The organism is Salinirussus salinus (genome assembly GCF_009831455.1).
GTDB lineage: Archaea > Halobacteriota > Halobacteria > Halobacteriales > Haloarculaceae > Salinirussus > Salinirussus salinus.
In genome coordinates, this window is sequence record NZ_WOWO01000001.1 from 445189 (window position 1) to 460841 (window position 15653).

At 71.5% G+C, this 15653-nt stretch carries 18 protein-coding genes and 1 tRNA gene; 7 read left to right on the top strand and 12 right to left on the bottom strand.

All coding sequences use genetic code 11. The features are described from left to right. Positions 1–58: 58 nt before the first annotated feature. The 4 genes from GN153_RS02215 to GN153_RS02230 form a co-directional block, all read right to left on the bottom strand. Positions 59–697 (bottom strand): class I SAM-dependent methyltransferase, encoded by a 639-nt coding sequence (locus tag GN153_RS02215; protein WP_159899330.1) that lies wholly within the window; start codon positions 695–697, stop codon positions 59–61. Positions 698–771: 74 nt separating this feature from the next. Beyond that, the gene (locus GN153_RS02220; protein ID WP_159899332.1) at positions 772–2409 is read right to left on the bottom strand and encodes an FAD-binding oxidoreductase; all 1638 of its coding nucleotides are present in this window, start codon (positions 2407–2409) and stop codon (positions 772–774) included. 128 nt (positions 2410–2537) lie between these two features. Continuing rightward, on the bottom strand, positions 2538–3770 hold the full coding sequence (locus GN153_RS02225) for an ABC transporter permease (protein ID WP_159899334.1): 1233 nt from the start codon (positions 3768–3770) through the stop codon (positions 2538–2540). A gap of 1 nt (position 3771) precedes the next feature. After that, on the bottom strand, positions 3772–4515 hold the full coding sequence (locus tag GN153_RS02230; protein WP_394350871.1) for an ABC transporter ATP-binding protein: 744 nt from the start codon (positions 4513–4515) through the stop codon (positions 3772–3774). Between the two features lie 137 nt (positions 4516–4652). Here GN153_RS02230 and GN153_RS02235 point away from each other — a divergent pair, with 137 nt between their 5' ends. Together GN153_RS02235 and GN153_RS02240 are read left to right on the top strand one after the other, a co-directional pair. After that, entirely contained in the window at positions 4653–5711 is a 1059-nt protein-coding gene (locus GN153_RS02235; RefSeq protein ID WP_159899338.1) for a LolA family protein, read from the top strand. Continuing rightward, the gene (locus GN153_RS02240) at positions 5708–5947 is read left to right on the top strand and encodes a hypothetical protein (RefSeq protein WP_159899340.1); all 240 of its coding nucleotides are present in this window, start codon (positions 5708–5710) and stop codon (positions 5945–5947) included. Before GN153_RS02235 ends, GN153_RS02240 begins: the two co-directional genes overlap by 4 nt. Positions 5948–5966: 19 nt before the next feature. Here the strand turns inward: GN153_RS02240 and GN153_RS17620 are convergent, their stop codons facing one another. From GN153_RS17620 to GN153_RS02260, 5 genes are all read right to left on the bottom strand, one after another. Next, positions 5967–6086, bottom strand: coding sequence for a C2H2-type zinc finger protein (locus GN153_RS17620; RefSeq protein ID WP_236544734.1), 120 nt, complete (start codon positions 6084–6086; stop codon positions 5967–5969). 115 nt (positions 6087–6201) lie between these two features. Then, positions 6202–6438 (bottom strand): hypothetical protein, encoded by a 237-nt coding sequence (locus GN153_RS02245; protein WP_159899342.1) that lies wholly within the window; start codon positions 6436–6438, stop codon positions 6202–6204. A 44-nt stretch (positions 6439–6482) separates the two neighbouring features. Continuing rightward, entirely contained in the window at positions 6483–8891 is a 2409-nt protein-coding gene (locus tag GN153_RS02250) for a heavy metal translocating P-type ATPase (protein ID WP_159899344.1), read from the bottom strand. Positions 8892–8893: 2 nt separating this feature from the next. Continuing rightward, positions 8894–9709, bottom strand: coding sequence for a sulfite exporter TauE/SafE family protein (locus GN153_RS02255; RefSeq protein ID WP_159899346.1), 816 nt, complete (start codon positions 9707–9709; stop codon positions 8894–8896). 7 nt (positions 9710–9716) lie between these two features. After that, a complete protein-coding gene (locus GN153_RS02260; protein WP_159899348.1) occupies positions 9717–9908 on the bottom strand; it encodes a hypothetical protein in 192 nt (63 codons plus the stop codon). A 101-nt stretch (positions 9909–10009) separates the two neighbouring features. On the opposite strand from GN153_RS02260, the gene GN153_RS02265 reads away from it, so the two are divergent. From GN153_RS02265 to GN153_RS02285, 5 genes are read left to right on the top strand one after another with little or no spacing between them, the layout of a single operon-like run. Next, positions 10010–10258, top strand: coding sequence for a hypothetical protein (locus GN153_RS02265; protein ID WP_236544735.1), 249 nt, complete (start codon positions 10010–10012; stop codon positions 10256–10258). Positions 10259–10264: 6 nt separating this feature from the next. Beyond that, positions 10265–10813, top strand: coding sequence for a cytochrome c oxidase subunit II (locus GN153_RS02270; protein WP_159899350.1), 549 nt, complete (start codon positions 10265–10267; stop codon positions 10811–10813). Beyond that, positions 10813–12582 carry a b(o/a)3-type cytochrome-c oxidase subunit 1 gene (locus tag GN153_RS02275; protein ID WP_159899352.1) on the top strand — a complete coding sequence of 590 codons (1770 nt, stop codon included), beginning with the start codon at positions 10813–10815 and terminating at the stop codon, positions 12580–12582. The genes GN153_RS02270 and GN153_RS02275 overlap by 1 nt, the downstream gene beginning before the upstream one ends. Next, the gene (locus tag GN153_RS02280; RefSeq protein WP_159899354.1) at positions 12579–12794 is read left to right on the top strand and encodes a hypothetical protein; all 216 of its coding nucleotides are present in this window, start codon (positions 12579–12581) and stop codon (positions 12792–12794) included. The genes GN153_RS02275 and GN153_RS02280 overlap by 4 nt, the downstream gene beginning before the upstream one ends. Before the next feature lie 4 nt (positions 12795–12798). Next, complete coding sequence (locus GN153_RS02285) at positions 12799–13431, top strand: DUF7546 family protein (RefSeq protein WP_159899356.1); 633 nt, start codon at positions 12799–12801, stop codon at positions 13429–13431. A 10-nt stretch (positions 13432–13441) separates the two neighbouring features. Here GN153_RS02285 and GN153_RS02290 read toward each other — a convergent pair whose 3' ends face one another. The 3 genes from GN153_RS02290 to GN153_RS02300 form a co-directional block, all read right to left on the bottom strand. Then, positions 13442–15061, bottom strand: a complete 1620-nt coding sequence (locus GN153_RS02290; RefSeq protein WP_159899358.1) for a molybdopterin-dependent oxidoreductase — start codon at positions 15059–15061, stop codon at positions 13442–13444. Positions 15062–15247: 186 nt separating this feature from the next. After that, a tRNA-Val gene (locus tag GN153_RS02295) sits at positions 15248–15322 on the bottom strand. Between the two features lie 29 nt (positions 15323–15351). Beyond that, positions 15352–15615 (bottom strand): DUF7553 family protein, encoded by a 264-nt coding sequence (locus GN153_RS02300; protein WP_159899360.1) that lies wholly within the window; start codon positions 15613–15615, stop codon positions 15352–15354. Positions 15616–15653: the final 38 nt, after the last annotated feature.

Genomic DNA, 15653 nt, shown 5'->3' on the forward strand with positions numbered 1-15653 from the left:
GCGGTTCCCCGCCGGTTCCGGTGTCGTTCCCAGCCATGCTGTGTCGTTGGGGTGCGTCTCAGGTGGGCTTTTTGGGTCCGCCGGAGCGGCGTGCGACGACGGCGTAGAACGGGTCGGCGCCAGGCCCGGGCTGCTCGCGGACCACCTCGACGGTTCCGAAGCCGCCCGCCGCATCGACGTACTCGCAGACGAGGTCGGCACGTCCGTCCATCGAGCGCGTCCGCCAGGCCCTGACCGCCTTCGTGGGGAACATCCGGTCCGAGAAGCTCACCACCAGCACGCCGCCGGGGGCGAGCACGCGCCGGAACTCCGCGAACACCGCCGCCGGGTACTGGAGATACTGGACGGAGACTGCACAGAGCACGGCGTCGAAGGCTCCGTCGGAAAGCGGCAGGGACTGGTCGGCGTTGAGGTCCTGGAGGAACCACTCGTCGAGGGCGGGGTTGGCCGCCAGTTCTGTCCGGTTGAGGCCGTGTCCGACGACCCGCTCGAACTCGGCGTCGGGGAGGTGGGAGACGTGACTGCTCATGGCGTCGAAGACCCGGTCGCCCGGCGAGAGCAGGTCCGCGTACAGCGCGGTCAGCCGCTCCAGGAAGGCGTCGTCGACGTGGGTGACGAAGCGGGGCCGGTCGTAGAAGGCCGGGTCCGGGCTGGTGTCGACCTTCTCGCGGTCGGTCTCTGAGAGGACCATACCCACCCCAGGGTCCGAAGCCGATTGAAGCCTGCGCCGGGCAGGCACGACGGCGCTCGGGCCTCGCTGGGCCGGGCGGCTCAGGAGTGCCCGGGCGGGTCGACCAGCACGCCGGGGTTCATCACGTCCGCCGGGTCGAGCACCCCCTTGACCGCCTGCAGGGTCTCCCCGTAGTTGTCGGGGATCTGCTGGGCGTACCACTCCTTGTGGTCACGGCCGACGGCGTGGTGGTGGGTCGGGGTGAGGTCGTACTCCATCACCGTATCGAGGCCGGCGCGCTTGACCGCCCGCCACTGCTCGATACGGCGGTCGGGGTCGCGGTCGGCCGGCGCCATGAAGGTGTAGTATGGGGCGGGCCCGTCCGGGTAGACGTGGGTGAAGCGGGTGGAGACGTGGCCCATCCCGCACTCCTCCTCGACGGCCGCGGTCATCGACTCCAGCATCGCGTCGTGGAAGTCGGGGAAGGCGTCCCAGGTGACCGCCGTTTCGACGGTCCCGCGGACGACAGCAAGCGGGATGTTCGCGCTCGGGGCGCCGCTCATCTGGAAGGCCGCACCCCACCGCGCCACGTCAGAATCCTCCGGGCGTTCGCTGCCGAAGCCGGGGCCGTAGTGGTCCGGTCCGTCCGGACACTCCCCGCCGACCTCCGCACAGAGCTCCAGGGCACGGTCGAGGTCGCCGTCGGTCGGGTGGTCGGCGGACTCGAAGCCCAGCACCACGAGCTCGCGCTCGATGTCCGAGAGGCCGTACATGCTCGTCTCGACGCGGTCGTGCAGCCGGCAGTTGGCCGGCGCCAGCCCCGCCTGGACGACCCGGCGGATCCCCTCCGCCGCTTCGGGGACGCCGTCGAAGTAGACCGCGGCGTCCGAACGGTAGGTGGGGCGGGGCTGGACCTGCATCCAGGCCTCCGTCACCACGCCCAGGGTCCCCTCCGAGCCACAGACGAGCCGGTCGGCGTCCGGGCCGGCGCCGTGGGCGGGCAGGCGCTGGGTCTCGAAGACGCCCGCCGGCGCGACCATCCGCACGCTCTCGACGAGTTCGTCGATGTGGGTGTAGCGGGTGGCGTAGTGCCCCCCCGAGCGGGTGGCGATCCACCCGCCCAGTCCCGACAGCGGGTACGACTGGGGGTAGTGACGGAGGTGGAGGTCGTGCTCGGAGAGCTGGTCGTTCAGGTCCGGCCCGAGCGCACCCCCCTGGATGCGGGCGGCCCGCGAGTCCTCGTCGACCTCCAGCACCCGGTCGAGTTCCCGGAGGTTCAGCGCGAGCGTCCCGTCGTAGGCCGCGCGCAGCTCGCCCTCCGGGGGGCCGCTCCCGCCGACGACGCCGGTGCCGCCGGTGACGGGCGTGACTGCGACGTTCGCCTCTGACGCCCACGCCAGCGTCTCGGCGACCTCGTCTTCGGTCCGCGGGCGCGCGACGAGGTCCGGCGCCGGCGAGAAGTCGCCGTGGAACGCGCGGATGTTCTCCGGCTCGGCCATCCCGTAGGTGTGGCGCATCCGCGGGCCCCGGTCGGCGGTACAGAAGTCGGCCAGGCGGTCGGGGACGCCGACTGTCGGCTCCGGAACCGTCGCCTCCTCCACGGGGACCGGCTCCAGCACCGGCAGCTCCGGGAAACCGAGTTCCTCCTCCATGAACGCCTTCTGCTCGCGGAGGGTCTCTCCGGCTGGCATCTCGCCCTCGAACCCCCACCCCCACCGGCTGCGGGCTTTCGCGCTCATGGTTCGCTCGCTCCTGTCGACCGGGTCGTGTGGCGATTCTGTGTCGTGGTAGCACTCTCCATACCTCGGCTGTCGACGGCGGCCGGAATAAAGGTATGCGGAGCCGGCGGTGTCTCCGGCCCTGCGGGTCACTCCCGTCTGAGCGCGTCGATGGGGTCGACCCGGGCGGCCCGCCAGGCGGGGTACAGCCCCGAGAGCGCCCCGACCAGCAGGCCGACGGCGATGGCGACGGCGACCCATCCCAGGGGGACGGTCAGCCCGATGTCGGCGTACCCGGTGGCCACCCAGGCGCCCGCGAGCCCGACCGGGACGGCGACGAGCGCGCCGACGGCGCCAAGCAGCGTCGCCTCGGTCAGAAAGAGCACGAGCACGTCGCGGTTGCGCCCGCCGACGGCCTTCATGATCCCGATCTCCCGGGTGCGCTCGGTGACGCTGACCAGCATGATGTTGGCGATGCCGATGGCGCCGACCAGCAGCGAGAGCACCGCGAGCCCGGTCACGAAGCGGGTCAGCCGGTTCACGAGGTCCTCGAGGCTGTCGGCGATGTCGCCGCTGGTCCGCGCCGAGAGGTCGTAGCCCGAGGGCTGGAGGGCCGCGGCGTCGGACCCCTCCAGGTACTCGCGGACCGCCGCCTGCGTGGCAGTCAGGCCGCCGGGGTCGGCGACGACGGTCACCTGGAGGTAGACCCGCTGGTTCACACCCAGTGCGGGGCTCTCGACGACGGTGTCGTAGAACGGCTCCGTCGGGAAGTAAAAGCGGGACTGCGAGACGAAGGACTGGAAGGGGAGTTCGGTCCCCGTGCTGTTGACGACACCGACGACGGTCACGTTGGTCGCGTCGCCGTCCCGGCGGGTCACCCGGAGCTCGTCGCCGACCGAGAGGTTCCGGTCGAAGGCCGTCCGGGCGCGCTCGTTGACGACCACCTCCCGGGCCCCGGACTCGAAGGCCCGGCCCGCGAGGAAGGTCGCTCCCTCGAAGGCCGCCGGCGTGGTGGCGGTCACCTGCTGGCGGCCGACGGTGTCGTTGCCGTAGGTCAGCGCACTGACCGGGAGGCTCCCCTGCGGGACCACCCTGACCGCGCCGTCGACCTCGCGGAGCTGGGAGACGTCGTGTTCGGTGAACACGGGACGGGGAGCATCGGGCGGCCCCCCGTCGTCGGCCGGTGTCGAGAGCAGGTAGATGTTGTTGGCACTCGACCCCTCGACCTCCCCGACGATGTCGGCTCTCAGGCTGGCGCCGACGGTCACGAAGGTGACCACCGCAGCGATGCCGACCACGACCCCCAGGACGGTCAGCGCCGAGCGGAGCCTGTGCGAGCGCAGCGACCGGACCGCGATGCTGAGTGTCTCCCGGAAGTCCATCTCAGCCCTCCCCGGGGGGAGTCGGGTCGCCGTCCTCGAGGTCCTCGATGCGTTCGACGACGCCGTCCCGGACGTGGACGACCCGGTCGGCGTGCTCGGCGATGCGGCGTTCGTGGGTCACCAGCAGGATGGTGTTCCCCGCGGCGTGGAGGTCGTCGAGCAGCCCCATCACCCGCGCGCCGGTGTCGGTGTCGACGTTGCCGGTCGGCTCGTCGGCCAGGAGGACGGCGGGGCCCGGCGCGAGTGCGCGGGCGATGGCCACCCGCTGGCGCTGGCCGCCGCTGAGTTCGGTCGGCCGGTGGTTCAGCCGGTCGTCCAGCCCGACGTCGGCCAGCAGCTTCTCGGCGCGGGCGGTGCGCTCGTCTCTGTCCCACCCCTGGAAGACCAGCGGCAGCGCGACGTTCTCGACGGCGGTCAGCCGGGGCATGAGGTTGAACGTCTGGAAGACGAACCCGACCTCGCCGCCGCGGACCGCAGCCCGCTCGCGCTCGGAGAGCGACCCGAGTTCGCGCCCGCCGACGGTCACCGTCCCCTCGCCGGGGGTGTCGAGCCCGCCGACGAGGTTCAGGAGCGTCGACTTGCCCGAGCCGCTGGGTCCCATGACCGCAGTGTAAGACCCCGCCGGGAGCGACAGCGAGACGTCGGCCAGCGCCTCGACGGTCTCGCCGCCGAGCTCGTAGGTCTTCGAGACGCCCTCGAGCGCGACGACTGGCTCCGGTGTGTGTACCGTCTCTGCCACACCCACAGTAGGTGCCGTGGGCGGATATACCTGTATGCCGGCGTCGCTCCCGCCGCATGTCCGCCGGGGCCACGGCCCCACCACAGCCTCCCGCGACTGGCGCCGACAAAGGGTCTATACTCCTGGCGCCCTACCTTGAACTAATGAAGGACGTCCGGGGTTCGGTCAGACGGTACTTCCCGCTCCTGCTCGCGGCGGTGCTGGTCGTGGCGACCGGCGTGGTGGGCGCGAGCCTGTTCGGGTCCGCCGGGGAGCAACTCTCCGGGGAGGACGTTCTGGAGAACGTCGAGCAGCGTTACGACGGCGCGGAGACCGTCGTCGGGACCGCGGAGGTGCTCGCGACCAACGGCTCCGACCGGTACGCCGCGACCGTCGAGTACGCCGTCGCCGAGGGGAACAACAGCCGGGTGACCGTCCACGCCGACGGCAGTACGGTCGTCGCGGGGACCAACGGCACCCACGCCTGGGTGTACGACCCGGCGACCGGGCTGGCACGCGTCTACGACGAGGGGGAACTCGAGCAGCGCCACGCCGAGTACGAGGCCGAGTACGGCAGTTACGAGCAGTTCCGGGAGCGCTACGGCGACAACGTCACCGCCACCCGGGTCGGGACGGAGACCGTCGGCGGCCAGGAGGCCCACGTCCTCAGGGTCGTCTCGACCAACGAGAGCATCGACACGGAGGGCAGGCTGTGGGTCGACCGCGAGGAGTACACGGTGCTGAAGGCCCAGGCGACCGGCGAGAACGGGACGGTCACGGTCCGGTTCAGCGACACGCGCTTCGGCGTGAGCGTCCACGAGAGCACCTACCGGCCGCCGACCGACGGCGGCAGGGAGGTCCCGGACGCCGACCGCGAGACCTACGACTCCTTCGGGGCGGCCCAGTCCGCGACCGCCCTCGACCTGCCGGACCTCCGTGACAGCTACGGCTTCGAGGAGGTGGTCGTCGCGAACTACGACGGCGAGACCACGGCCACGGCGGCCTACGACACCGAGTACGGCACCGCCTACGTCGCGGTGACGACGGCCGACCGCGTCCCCGGGGAGGGCGAGACCCGCCGCGTCGCGGACCGGTCGGTGACCGTCGCCAGCGCCCAGGGGGGCGCGGCGGCCTACTGGACCGACGGCGACGTGACCACGGCAGTGGTCGTCCGCGGTCCCGAATCGTCGGCGCTCGCGGTCGCGGAGACGCTGCTCGAATGAGGCTCGCGACCCCGATCGAACTCGGCGGCGGCCGGTACCTCGAGGCCGTCTCGGTCGGCCGGGACCCGGACTCGGCGACCGTCCGGGACTGCCCGGGCTGTTCGGGTCACTGCTACGAGGACGAGTGGCACCTCGAAGCGACGGTACTCGACCGAACGAGCGGGTCCCGGGCACGGTTTCACTGGTGTAGCGGGGCGTGTCTGCGGGGCTGGCTCCGGCTGTTCCCGGCCACCTGAGCCGCCGTCCCGTTCCCCGCTACCCAACGAACAGTCCGTGGTCCTCCCGGGCGTGCTCCAGAAGTTCCTCGGTCGACTCGAAAGTCTCCCCACAGCCACACCTGTGCGAGGCCGGCGACGGGTCCTCCCGTGTCGCCATACCGCGCGGTAGGACCCGCGATTATAATTGTTTTACGCCCCTTATTTCCGTTGTAGGTTCTGGCAGTCGAGAGGGATGATCGAATGGGCAAAAATGTGGGGCTCGGGGCCACCCTTCACGCGTCGGGGCGGCGCTTCCCGCGGCGGCTGAGCACCGAGGCCACCGCGAGCAACAGCAGCGTGAAGACGGCGGGTGCGAGCAGCTGGGCGGACGGCGCCGGGACTGCCGGCAGGAGGGTGAGCGCGACGACCAGCAGCGCCAGCCCCACCGCGATGACGATGCCCGCGGCGCCGGCGTACTTGAGGAACTGCTCGCCACGCGTGGGCGCGTCGGTCTCGTTGTCCCCTGGCATACGTGCAGATCCGGTCTCTCCCTTCAAAATTACTGGTCCCGTTCTCAGTCGCCGGGAACGACCGCCCGGCTGGAGTTGAGGACCACGAGCAGGCTGCTCGTTCCCATCGCCAGCGCCGCGAACAGGGGGTTCAGCATGCCCGTCGCCGCCAGCGGCACGGCGACGGCGTTGTACCCGAAGGCCCACGCGAGGTTCCCGCGCACCCGCTGGCGGGTCCGGCTGGCGACCTCGAACAGTGTCGGGACGGCTCCGAGCCGCCCGTCGGTCACCACGGCGTCGGCGGCGTCGGTCGCGAGTTCCGTCCCGCGGGCGAGCGCGACGCCGACGTCCGCGGCCGCCAGCGCGGGCGCGTCGTTGACCCCGTCCCCGACCATCGCCACCCGGCCGTCCTCGCGGAGCCGCTGGACGGCGGCCACCTTCCCGTCCGGGGGGACGCCGCTGAACACCTCGTCGACGGCGCCGTGGTCGGCGAAGCGCTCGGCCGCGGCGCTGTCGTCGCCGGTGAGCACGACCACACGGCGGTCCTCGCCCAGCGTCTCGACCACCGCGTCCCAGTCCGCCCGGGGCCGGTCTGCGACGACCAGCACGCCCCGACACCGGCCGTCCCACCCGACGAGCACGGGGACGGCACCCGCCTCGCGGGCCTCGGCCGCCCGCTCGCGGTGGCGCTCCGGGACCGTCCAGCCCCGCTCCTCGAAGAGGTCGGGGTGGCCGACGACCGTCTCGGCGCCCTCCACCGGGCCGGCGACACCCTTGGGCTCGACGTCGACGCTTGCGCCGTCGGCCGCCGGGGCCGCCATCCCGCCGTCCGCGCTCGCGGCCCCGCCGGGGCCGTCGGCACCGTCGACGGTGGGTCGGCTGGCGTCTCCGCCCTCTTCGGCCCCTGCCGCCCCGGCGGCGGAGACGACGGCGTCGGCGACCGGGTGGCTGGAGTACCGCTCCAGGGCCGCGGCGCGGGCCAGCACCTCCGGCTCGCCGACCGTGTCGACGACGGTCATGGCGCCGCTGGTCAGCGTCCCGGTCTTGTCGACGGCGACCGTCTCCACGTCCGGCAGCGTCTCGAAGACGGTCTCCGAGGCCACGACGACCCCCTCCTCGGCGGCCCGGCGGGTCCCCGCCGCCACCGCCAGCGGCGTCGCGAGCCCGAGCGCACACGGGCAGGAGACCACCAGCACCGTCAGTCCGACGAGGACGGCCGCGGTCACGGACCCGCCGAGGACGAGCGTTCCGGCCGCGACGACGACCGCGAGTACCGACACCAGCGGCACGAACACCGTCGCCAGCTTGTCCGCCAGCTGCTGGACGCCCGGGCGCGCGCTCTGGATCTCCCACATCAGGCCGACGATCCGGTCGAGCGTGCTCGCCGCCTCCTCGCCGACCGCGACGACCAGCGGCGCGTCCGTGACGACCGCCCCGCCGACGACCTCGTCGCCGGGCCGTTTTGTGACCGGCAGCGACTCCCCGGTCACCAGCGCCTCGTCGACGGCCGCCACCCCTTCCGTGACCGTCCCGTCAAGGGGGACGCGCTCGCCCGGTCGCACGAGCAGCTCCGCTCCCGGAGTCACGTCCTCGATGTCGAGCGTCTCGCCGTCGGGCGTGCGGGCGGTCTCGACGCGGTCGGCAGTCAGGTCGGCGAGCAGGCCGACCGCCCGCCTTTTGACCCGCTGTTCGTAGTGGGTGCCCGCCGTCACGACCATCACGACGGCGATAGTGACGTCGAAGTAGACGTCGAGCCCGCCGCCGACTGCGACGGCCGTGCTGTAGAGGTACGCCGAGGTGGCGGCCAGCGCCACCAGCAGGTCCATGTTCGGCTGCCCGGCCCGCAGGCTGACGTAGGCCCCGCGCAACAGCGGATACCCCGTGTAGAAGAGCACGACGCTCGCGAACAGCCACACCTGTCCGAGCAGGTAACCCCGCCCGAAGACACCGAAGTCGACGACGGGGTCGAACCCGAAGTGCTGGGGGTAGATGAACAGCGCGTAGGAGACCATCGCCATCATCGCGAAGAAGCCGCCCACGAGCAGCCTGGCGACCCGGGGGTCGCTCTCTTCCTCGCGCTCGACGGCCCGCTCGCGGGCCTCGTAGCCCGTCCCCGAGACCAGCTCCGGCAGCCGCTCGCCGGCCAGCCGGTCGGGGTCGTAGACCACCTTCATCGTCTCCGTCGCGTAGCTGGCGGCGGCGGCTTCGACCCCCTCGTGGTCGGTGGCCGTCGACTCCAGAAAGAGCTCGCAGGTCGCACAGTGCATCCCGTCGACAGAGAGGTAGGCCACCTCCCCCTCCGCGTCGTCCGCGCCGGTCTCGAGCAGGTCCTCCGGCGTCTCGCTCTCGACGTCCCCGACGTCACCCAGCGAGCGGGCGACCTCGAGACAGCCCCGACAGCAGTACTCGCCGTCGACCTCGGGGTCGGTCACGGGCTCGGCCGGCACGTCCAGGTCACAGAGGGTACAGGACATGGTCACAGGGGCTGGTAGAAGGGGACGTCCGGGTACGGGAGGCCGACGCCGAGCAACATCAGCCCGTGGGCCAGCGGCAGGTAGCCCAAAAGCAGGAAGGCGGCGCCCATCGCGCGGTGCAGTACCCGCCGGTGGCCGACAGACAGCGACCCGACCGCGAGCCCGTAGGCAAGCAGCGTGGGAATGGTCCCGACCCCGAGTGCTCCGAGCGCGAGCGCCCCCCGGACCGGGTCACCGACCGCGAAGGCGTAGAGGTACGCGGGATAGAGGATCGGGCAGGGGAGCAGGGCGTGGACGGTCCCGAGGCCGACGATGCCGGCCGAGCCGGCCAGCCGGTCGACCCGCGCGGTCAGGAAGCCCGACACCCGCCGGAACGCCCCGCCGACCAGGGGGGCGTCGGTGAGCGCGCCAGCGCTGCCGGTCCCGCGGGCGAGATATCCCACGCCCGCGGCGACGATGAACAGGCCGACGACGACCCCCACGACCCCTCGAACCGTGGCCGCGACAGGGGTCACCGCCGCGGCCGTCCCGACCACGACGCTCCCGACCAGCCCCAGCAGCGCCCCGACCGCGACGTAGCCGACCGTCCGTCCGAGGTTGAACAGGCCGTGCTGTCGGACGTCGAACAGGGTGACCCGCTCCCGGGTACCCGCCGGGCGCTGGGCGGTTACCCGGTCGGCGTAGGTCGCCACGAGCGGGCCACACATCCCCAGGCAGTGTGCACCCCCGAGCGCGCCCACGACCAGAAACAGCAGGAGGTCGACGTTCCCGCTGAGTCCCTCCCCCACGAGGGCGAGCACCCCGGCTGACAGCCCCATCGTCCGCTTACACCCCGCCCGGGTCCTCCGGGTGGTCCTCGTCGTGGGGGGAGAGCGCGACCGCCAGGCTCCCGGCGATCAGAACGACGTTGACGAGCGTGACGGCCGCGAGCCACTCCGCGCGCACGACGACGAAGGCCGCCGCAGGGACCAGCGCGACCAGCGCGAGCAGGCCGACCAGGCGTGGCGTGATTTCCATACTGTGGTCTATGCAGAACCGCTCTATATTTCAGTTCCCCCCGTTCCAAGCATCTGGGAATCCGCGGCCGTATTAATACACCGAACAGGTGAGGCAGGAGTATGAACGGCGGTTCAGAGACACCAGTCGATACCGTCGACACCACCGACGGGGAGATCGCGCCGGATGCGGAACGGAGCATCTCCGCTCCGGTCACGCAGGAAGGGAACCAGCGGAGCATCTCCTACGAGGAGTTCGACCCCAAGGGGACGCTCGCGCTCATCCTCGCCTACCTCGTCGTCCTCGGCGTGATGTGGGTGTTCATGTACTTCGTCGAGTTTCTCGGCAACGAGCTGGTGGTCGTGGGGTGACCACACATGCACATCCACACCTACGAGAAACTCTGGCTCGGGCTGTCGCTGCTTCTGATCACGGGCTTTGTCGCGACCATTACCTACGGTGCCCTGGGGGCGGGTGTCGAGATGGTCGACGACAGCGGGGAGACCGTCGACCCGGACGCGCTCGGGGAGCACCCCGACTTCGCTGACCCCGGCGTCGAGCAGGTCGGCCCCAACGAGTACGACGTCTACGTCGTCGCCCACCGATTTTACTTCGAACCCGGCTCCTCGACCCAGGGCTTTGCCCCGATCACGGTGCCGGCAAACAGCACGGTCAACTTCTACATCACCTCCGCCGACGTCGTCCACGGCTTCGGCGTGGCCGGCACGAACGCGAACACGATGGTGATCCCGGGAGAGGTGAGCGAGCTGACCGTCGAGGTCGGCGAGCCCGCCGAGTACGGCATCGTCTGCAACGAGTACTGCGGTAGCGGCCACCACACCATGGAAGGACTGATGCAGGTCGTCCCGCCCGAGGAGTACAACGGCACGGGCAGTCAGACTGAGCGTCTGGGGGGTGACAGCTGATGGCGACCGAAGAGGGGACGCCGACGTTCGCGACCAGGTATCCCGAGGAGGCGTCGGTCGTCCGGCGGGCCTTCCTCGTGGCCTTCGTGGCGCTCGGGATCGGCGCGCTGGCGGGGATCATCCAGGCGCTTCACCGCACGAACATCCTCCGGCTCATCCCCTCGGCGGACTACTACACGGTGCTGACGCTGCACGGCGTGTTGCTCGTGATCGTCTTCACGATCTTCTTTCTGGTCGGGGTCTTCCAGTGGGCGATCACCCGCAGTCTCGACCGCTCGCCCCCGAACATCACCTTCACGAAGACCTGGCTGGCCCTGATGTCGCTGGGGTCGCTTCTGACCGGGGCGGCGATCATCTCCGGCGTGATCAGCGAGGTCGACGCCAGCGCGGACGTGCTCTTTACCTTCTACGCGCCGCTGCAGGCCCACCCGCTGTTCTACGCGGGGCTCGCGGTGTTCCTCGTCGGGACGTGGCTCGCCGGGGTGGACTGGTTCCGCACCTGGCTCGGCTGGCGCCGCGAGCACCCCGACGAGCGGATCCCGCTGCAGGCCTTTATGGTGCTGACGACGATGATCATGTGGTATATCGCCACGATCGGCGTGGCCGTCTCGGTGCTGTTTTTCCTGTTGCCGTGGTCGCTCGGGTTCATCGACCAGGTCAACCCGCTTCTCACCCGGACGCTGTTCTGGTTTTTCGGCCACCCGGTCGTCTACTTCTGGCTGCTGCCGGCCTACCTGCTGTGGTACACGGTGATGCCGAAGATCGCCGGCGGCCGGCTGTTCAGCGACCCGCTCGCGCGCGTGGTCTTCGTCCTCTTCGTCCTCCTGTCGACGCCGGTGGGGATCCACCACCAGTACATGGACCCCGGGATCGCACAGGGGTTCAAGTTCATCGCGATGACCAACACGATGTTCCTGCTGTTGCCCAGCCTGCTGACGGCCTTTACCGTCGTCGCCAGCATCGAGCACGGCGCCCGCCAGCGCGGCGGGACCGGCCTGCTGGGCTGGCTGCGGGCGCTCCCGTGGCGCGACCCCGCATTCACCGGGATGGCGCTCGCGGGGCTGATGTTCGCCGCCGGCGGCTTCTCCGGGATGGTCAACGCCGGCATGAACATCAACTACCTCGTCCACAACACGCTGTGGGTGCCCGGCCACTTCCACCTCACCGTCGGGACCGCCGTCGCGCTCACGTTCATGGCCGGCACCTACTGGCTGTGGCCACAGCTGACCAACCGCCGGCTCTACTCCCGGCCGATCGCCCTCGCGCAGGTCGTGCTCTGGTTCGGCGGGATGGCGCTGATGTCAAACGCCATGCACGTCGCCGGCCTGTTCGGGATCCCCCGGCGGACCGCCGAGCCCCAGTACCAGGGCTTCGAGTTCGCGACGACCTTCGGTGGCGTCAGCGAGCTGAACATCCAGCTCGCCCTCGGGGGTACGCTGCTGTTCGTCTCGACGCTGCTGTTCCTGTCGAACCTGGCGCTCTCGCTGGCCCAGCCGACCCGCTCCGGGCTCGGCCAGCGGCTGCCGGCCGCGCTGTCCGGCCCCGAGGACAGCCCCCGGGTGCTCGACAACCTCGCGCTCTGGTCGGGGATCGCGGTCGTGCTGGTCGTGCTGGCCTACGCGCTCCCGCTCGGGTCGATCATCGCCGACAGCGGCCTGCTCGGCCCCGGCGGGGCGGCGTATCCCGCGGCGCTCACCCCCGACTCGCTCGCCGGGCTCCAGGCGGCTGTCGCCGACCCCGTGGTGCGCGCACTGGAGGTGGTCGCATGAGCGACCGCCGGCCACCCGTCCGCACCCGCGGCGGGCTGCTCGTCGCGGTGGTCGTCGGCCTCGTCCTCTGGTTCGAGGCCCGGACCGTCGCCGGGATGTTCTTCGGCGTCACGCTCCCGCCGGTCCCGTACATGCTGGCCGGGGTGGTGGTGGTCGGGGCGCTGGCCATCCTCGCCGACGTCACCCGGACGAGCCACAACGCCCGCTCGTAGGACGATGTACGGACACCGGACTCCCACGCCGCCGCTGCGCTGGGTCGGCGTCGCGGTCGTCGCCGGCCTCGCGCTCGGCTACACCCTCGCCGTCGAGCCGACGGTCGCCTCCGCCGAGCAGGTCGTCTACCCCGTCGTCTGGCTGCTCGCCAGCGCGCTCGCGCTCTGGCGGGTCCGCGACCGCCTCCCCGGCCTCGGCCGCCGGGCGCTCGCTGCCGGCGCCGCGTACACGCTCGTGCTCCTGTTTTCGGCCGGACTCGTCGGCTCCCCCACCGCGAGCCCCGGGGTGGAGGTGTATCTCGCTGCGCCCGGCTGGGGTCCCGCGCTCGTCTACGGCGGCCCGCTTGTGCGGGTGGTCCTGGTCCCCTTCCTCGTCGTCGGCTACGTGACGCTGGGGGTGCTGGGGGCGCTGGCGGTCCAGCGAACCCTCCGGGCGACGGCGCCGGGCGTGCTCGGCCTCTTCGCCTGCGTGAGCTGTACGGCCCCGCTCCTGGCCGGCCTGTTCGGCTCGCTGGGCTCTGGCTCGGTCGCTGCGACGCTGATGCGCGCGCAGTACCCGGTCGCGACGGCGGTCTTTCTCCTCTCAGTGGGGCTCTTCCTGACTGTCCTCCGGCGGCCGCGCCCAGCGGACGGGTAGGCTGCCCGACCTACAGGTCGACGGTCTTGCGGTGCCAGCCGGTCGACCCGGCGGGGTGGGGCTGGCTCGGGATCTTGGTCTGCACCTCGCCGGTCCCGTCGGTCGCGCGGGTCCGGATGGACATCTCGCCGGGGGCGCGCTCGACCACCGCCCGCCAGCGGTGCCAGGCGAACTCCCCCGGCGGCTCCTCGAGGTCGGCGTCCACCCAGGTGTCGCCGCCGTCGAGACTCACCTCGACCCGGTCGACCCCGCGGAAGCCGGCGTAGGCGACGCCGCCGACGGCCACCCGACCCCCGCGGCGCTGGACCGCCCGGATGTACGAGAGCGTGTTGACGACCGCCTCCTCGTCCCAGCCCCGCTCCTCCCAGTAGGCCACGTGGTCGGCCGTGCTGAGTTCGATGTCGGTGAGCCACTTCGTCGAGCGCATCCCGTACCGCCCGGGGACCAGCAACCGCGCGGGGGCGCCGTGTTCCGTCGAGAGGGTCCGGCCGTTCAGCCCGTAGGCGACCAGCACCTCCGGGTGGTCGCGGACGTACGACCAGGGGAGCGCCTCGGTGTAGCCGTCCGCGGATTTGGTGACGACGTCCACGACCTCGCCGTCGGGCACGGCCTGTTCGACCAGCGCCCGCAGCGGGACCCCTCGCCACCGACCCGTGCTGATGAGGTCGCCGCCCACCTGGTTCGAGATGCAGACCATCGTCACCACCTGGCTGGTGCTCTCGGGGTGGTCGAGCAGGTCCTCGAAGGTCAGCTCGTAGGTGTCGCCGGCTGCCCCGCCGACCGACAGCGACCAGTTCTCGTCGTCGATCTCCGGGTCGTCGATGGTCTTGTCGACCACGTAGTGCGAGCCAAGCGGCGTCACCGGCCTGGGCATCCCCTCGAAGCCGAACCCGAACTCCGCGTCGGTCTCGGCCGTCGAGAGCGTCACCTGGCCGTCCCGCTCGGAACGGCTCACCTCCGGCGTCGCGGTCACCGTCGCCCCGGCTCCGGCCCCGTCGGTCGTTCCGGCCTCCTTGGCCGCCTGTGCGTCCTCGCCGTCGAGCGCGGGCAGCGGCTCGGTCTCCCCATCCTCTCCCCCGCTCGCGCCCGGGAACAGCACCGTCCGGGCGCCGGAGACGGCCCCGACGCCCACCAGCCCGAGCACCGCCGCTCCCAGGCTCCCGAGGAAGGGCCGCCGGTCGTCGTCGGCACCCGGCGCGCCGGGAGACACCGCCCCGCCGAGGGCAAGCCCGTAGACCACGAGCGGGAGCGCCCCGAACAGCGTCGCCGCGAGGAGTCCCGGCAGGGGGCCAGCGACCGTCGCGACCGCGGCCGCCGTCCCGGCGAGTGCGACCGGCACCAGCACCGCCGGCCGCCGGAGGCTCCCCGGGACCCGCGACCAGTACGCGCCGAGGGCGGCACCGGCTGCGAGGGCGCCGATGCCCAGGCCCGCGACCAGCGCCGGCTGTGCGCCCTCGCCGAGTGCCTCTATCGCCGTCGTCGAGACGGCCCCCGGACTGGCCTCGATGACGAACTGCGCCACCCCTACCAGCGGGACGCCGCCGGCGAGCGGCGCCACGAGCGCCGTCCCGGCGACCCACAGCAGCGCGCCCACCGCTCCCCGGAACGCGCCACGGAAGTCTGCAGCCATACCTCCTCCATCGGTCTGTTAGCATATAACGGATCCGTCGGAATCCCGGCACCCTCGCACGACCCACCGGGGTTCGAGGCGGATCTGAACTCGATTGCGAGACTCACTCCGTTCGTCTCGCGCGGTTCAAATCCGCCAGCCGCCTCGCACACGCGCCGCTCGAAGGCGAGCGGCGCGAGAACTCAGTGGGCCGGGGCGGATTTGAACCGCCGGCTTCCTCCGTGTGAAGGAGGTATCATAACCGAACTAGATCACCGGCCCTGCCGGTTTCCGATACCGTGGGGCCGGACTTAAGAATTATCTTCGCCTTCGCCCCGCCCGAGTCGCTCGCGGGCCTTGCCGATGGCCTTCTCCGCCTCGCCCTCGGCGCGACCCTGAAGCTCCTTCAGGTCCGCTCTGACCTCCTCGAGCCGGCTCGGCTCCGGCTCCTCCTCGCCGCCGGTCAGCTCCGCGACCCGCTCCTGAAGGGGCTCGAGCTCTTCGCTGATGCCCCGCTTTGCCGTCTCGCCCGCGCGCTTGAGGTAGTACCGGGTGTCCTCGAAGTGTTTGTTCATATCTGTCCGTACGCGAAGGACAGATATATCCCTTGTGG

Bases quoted from the DNA above. Each gene is read 5' to 3' on its own strand.
- GN153_RS17620 (WP_236544734.1), bottom strand. From the start codon at position 6,086: ATGGCGACACGGGAGGACCCGTCGCCGGCCTCGCACAGGTGTGGCTGT.
- GN153_RS02300 (WP_159899360.1), bottom strand. From the start codon at position 15,615: ATGAACAAACACTTCGAGGACACCCGGTACTACCTCAAGCGCGCGGGC.
- GN153_RS02275 (WP_159899352.1), top strand. From the start codon at position 10,813: ATGGCGACCGAAGAGGGGACGCCGACGTTCGCGACCAGGTATCCCGAG.
- GN153_RS02290 (WP_159899358.1), bottom strand. From the start codon at position 15,061: ATGGCTGCAGACTTCCGTGGCGCGTTCCGGGGAGCGGTGGGCGCGCTG.
- GN153_RS02220 (WP_159899332.1), bottom strand. From the start codon at position 2,409: ATGAGCGCGAAAGCCCGCAGCCGGTGGGGGTGGGGGTTCGAGGGCGAG.
- GN153_RS02240 (WP_159899340.1), top strand. From the start codon at position 5,708: ATGAGGCTCGCGACCCCGATCGAACTCGGCGGCGGCCGGTACCTCGAG.
- GN153_RS02280 (WP_159899354.1), top strand. From the start codon at position 12,579: ATGAGCGACCGCCGGCCACCCGTCCGCACCCGCGGCGGGCTGCTCGTC.
- GN153_RS02245 (WP_159899342.1), bottom strand. From the start codon at position 6,438: ATGCCAGGGGACAACGAGACCGACGCGCCCACGCGTGGCGAGCAGTTC.
- GN153_RS02260 (WP_159899348.1), bottom strand. From the start codon at position 9,908: ATGGAAATCACGCCACGCCTGGTCGGCCTGCTCGCGCTGGTCGCGCTG.
- GN153_RS02285 (WP_159899356.1), top strand. From the start codon at position 12,799: ATGTACGGACACCGGACTCCCACGCCGCCGCTGCGCTGGGTCGGCGTC.
- GN153_RS02250 (WP_159899344.1), bottom strand. From the start codon at position 8,891: ATGTCCTGTACCCTCTGTGACCTGGACGTGCCGGCCGAGCCCGTGACC.
- GN153_RS02270 (WP_159899350.1), top strand. From the start codon at position 10,265: ATGCACATCCACACCTACGAGAAACTCTGGCTCGGGCTGTCGCTGCTT.
- GN153_RS02255 (WP_159899346.1), bottom strand. From the start codon at position 9,709: ATGGGGCTGTCAGCCGGGGTGCTCGCCCTCGTGGGGGAGGGACTCAGC.
- GN153_RS02225 (WP_159899334.1), bottom strand. From the start codon at position 3,770: ATGGACTTCCGGGAGACACTCAGCATCGCGGTCCGGTCGCTGCGCTCG.
- GN153_RS02265 (WP_236544735.1), top strand. From the start codon at position 10,010: ATGAACGGCGGTTCAGAGACACCAGTCGATACCGTCGACACCACCGAC.
- GN153_RS02235 (WP_159899338.1), top strand. From the start codon at position 4,653: ATGAAGGACGTCCGGGGTTCGGTCAGACGGTACTTCCCGCTCCTGCTC.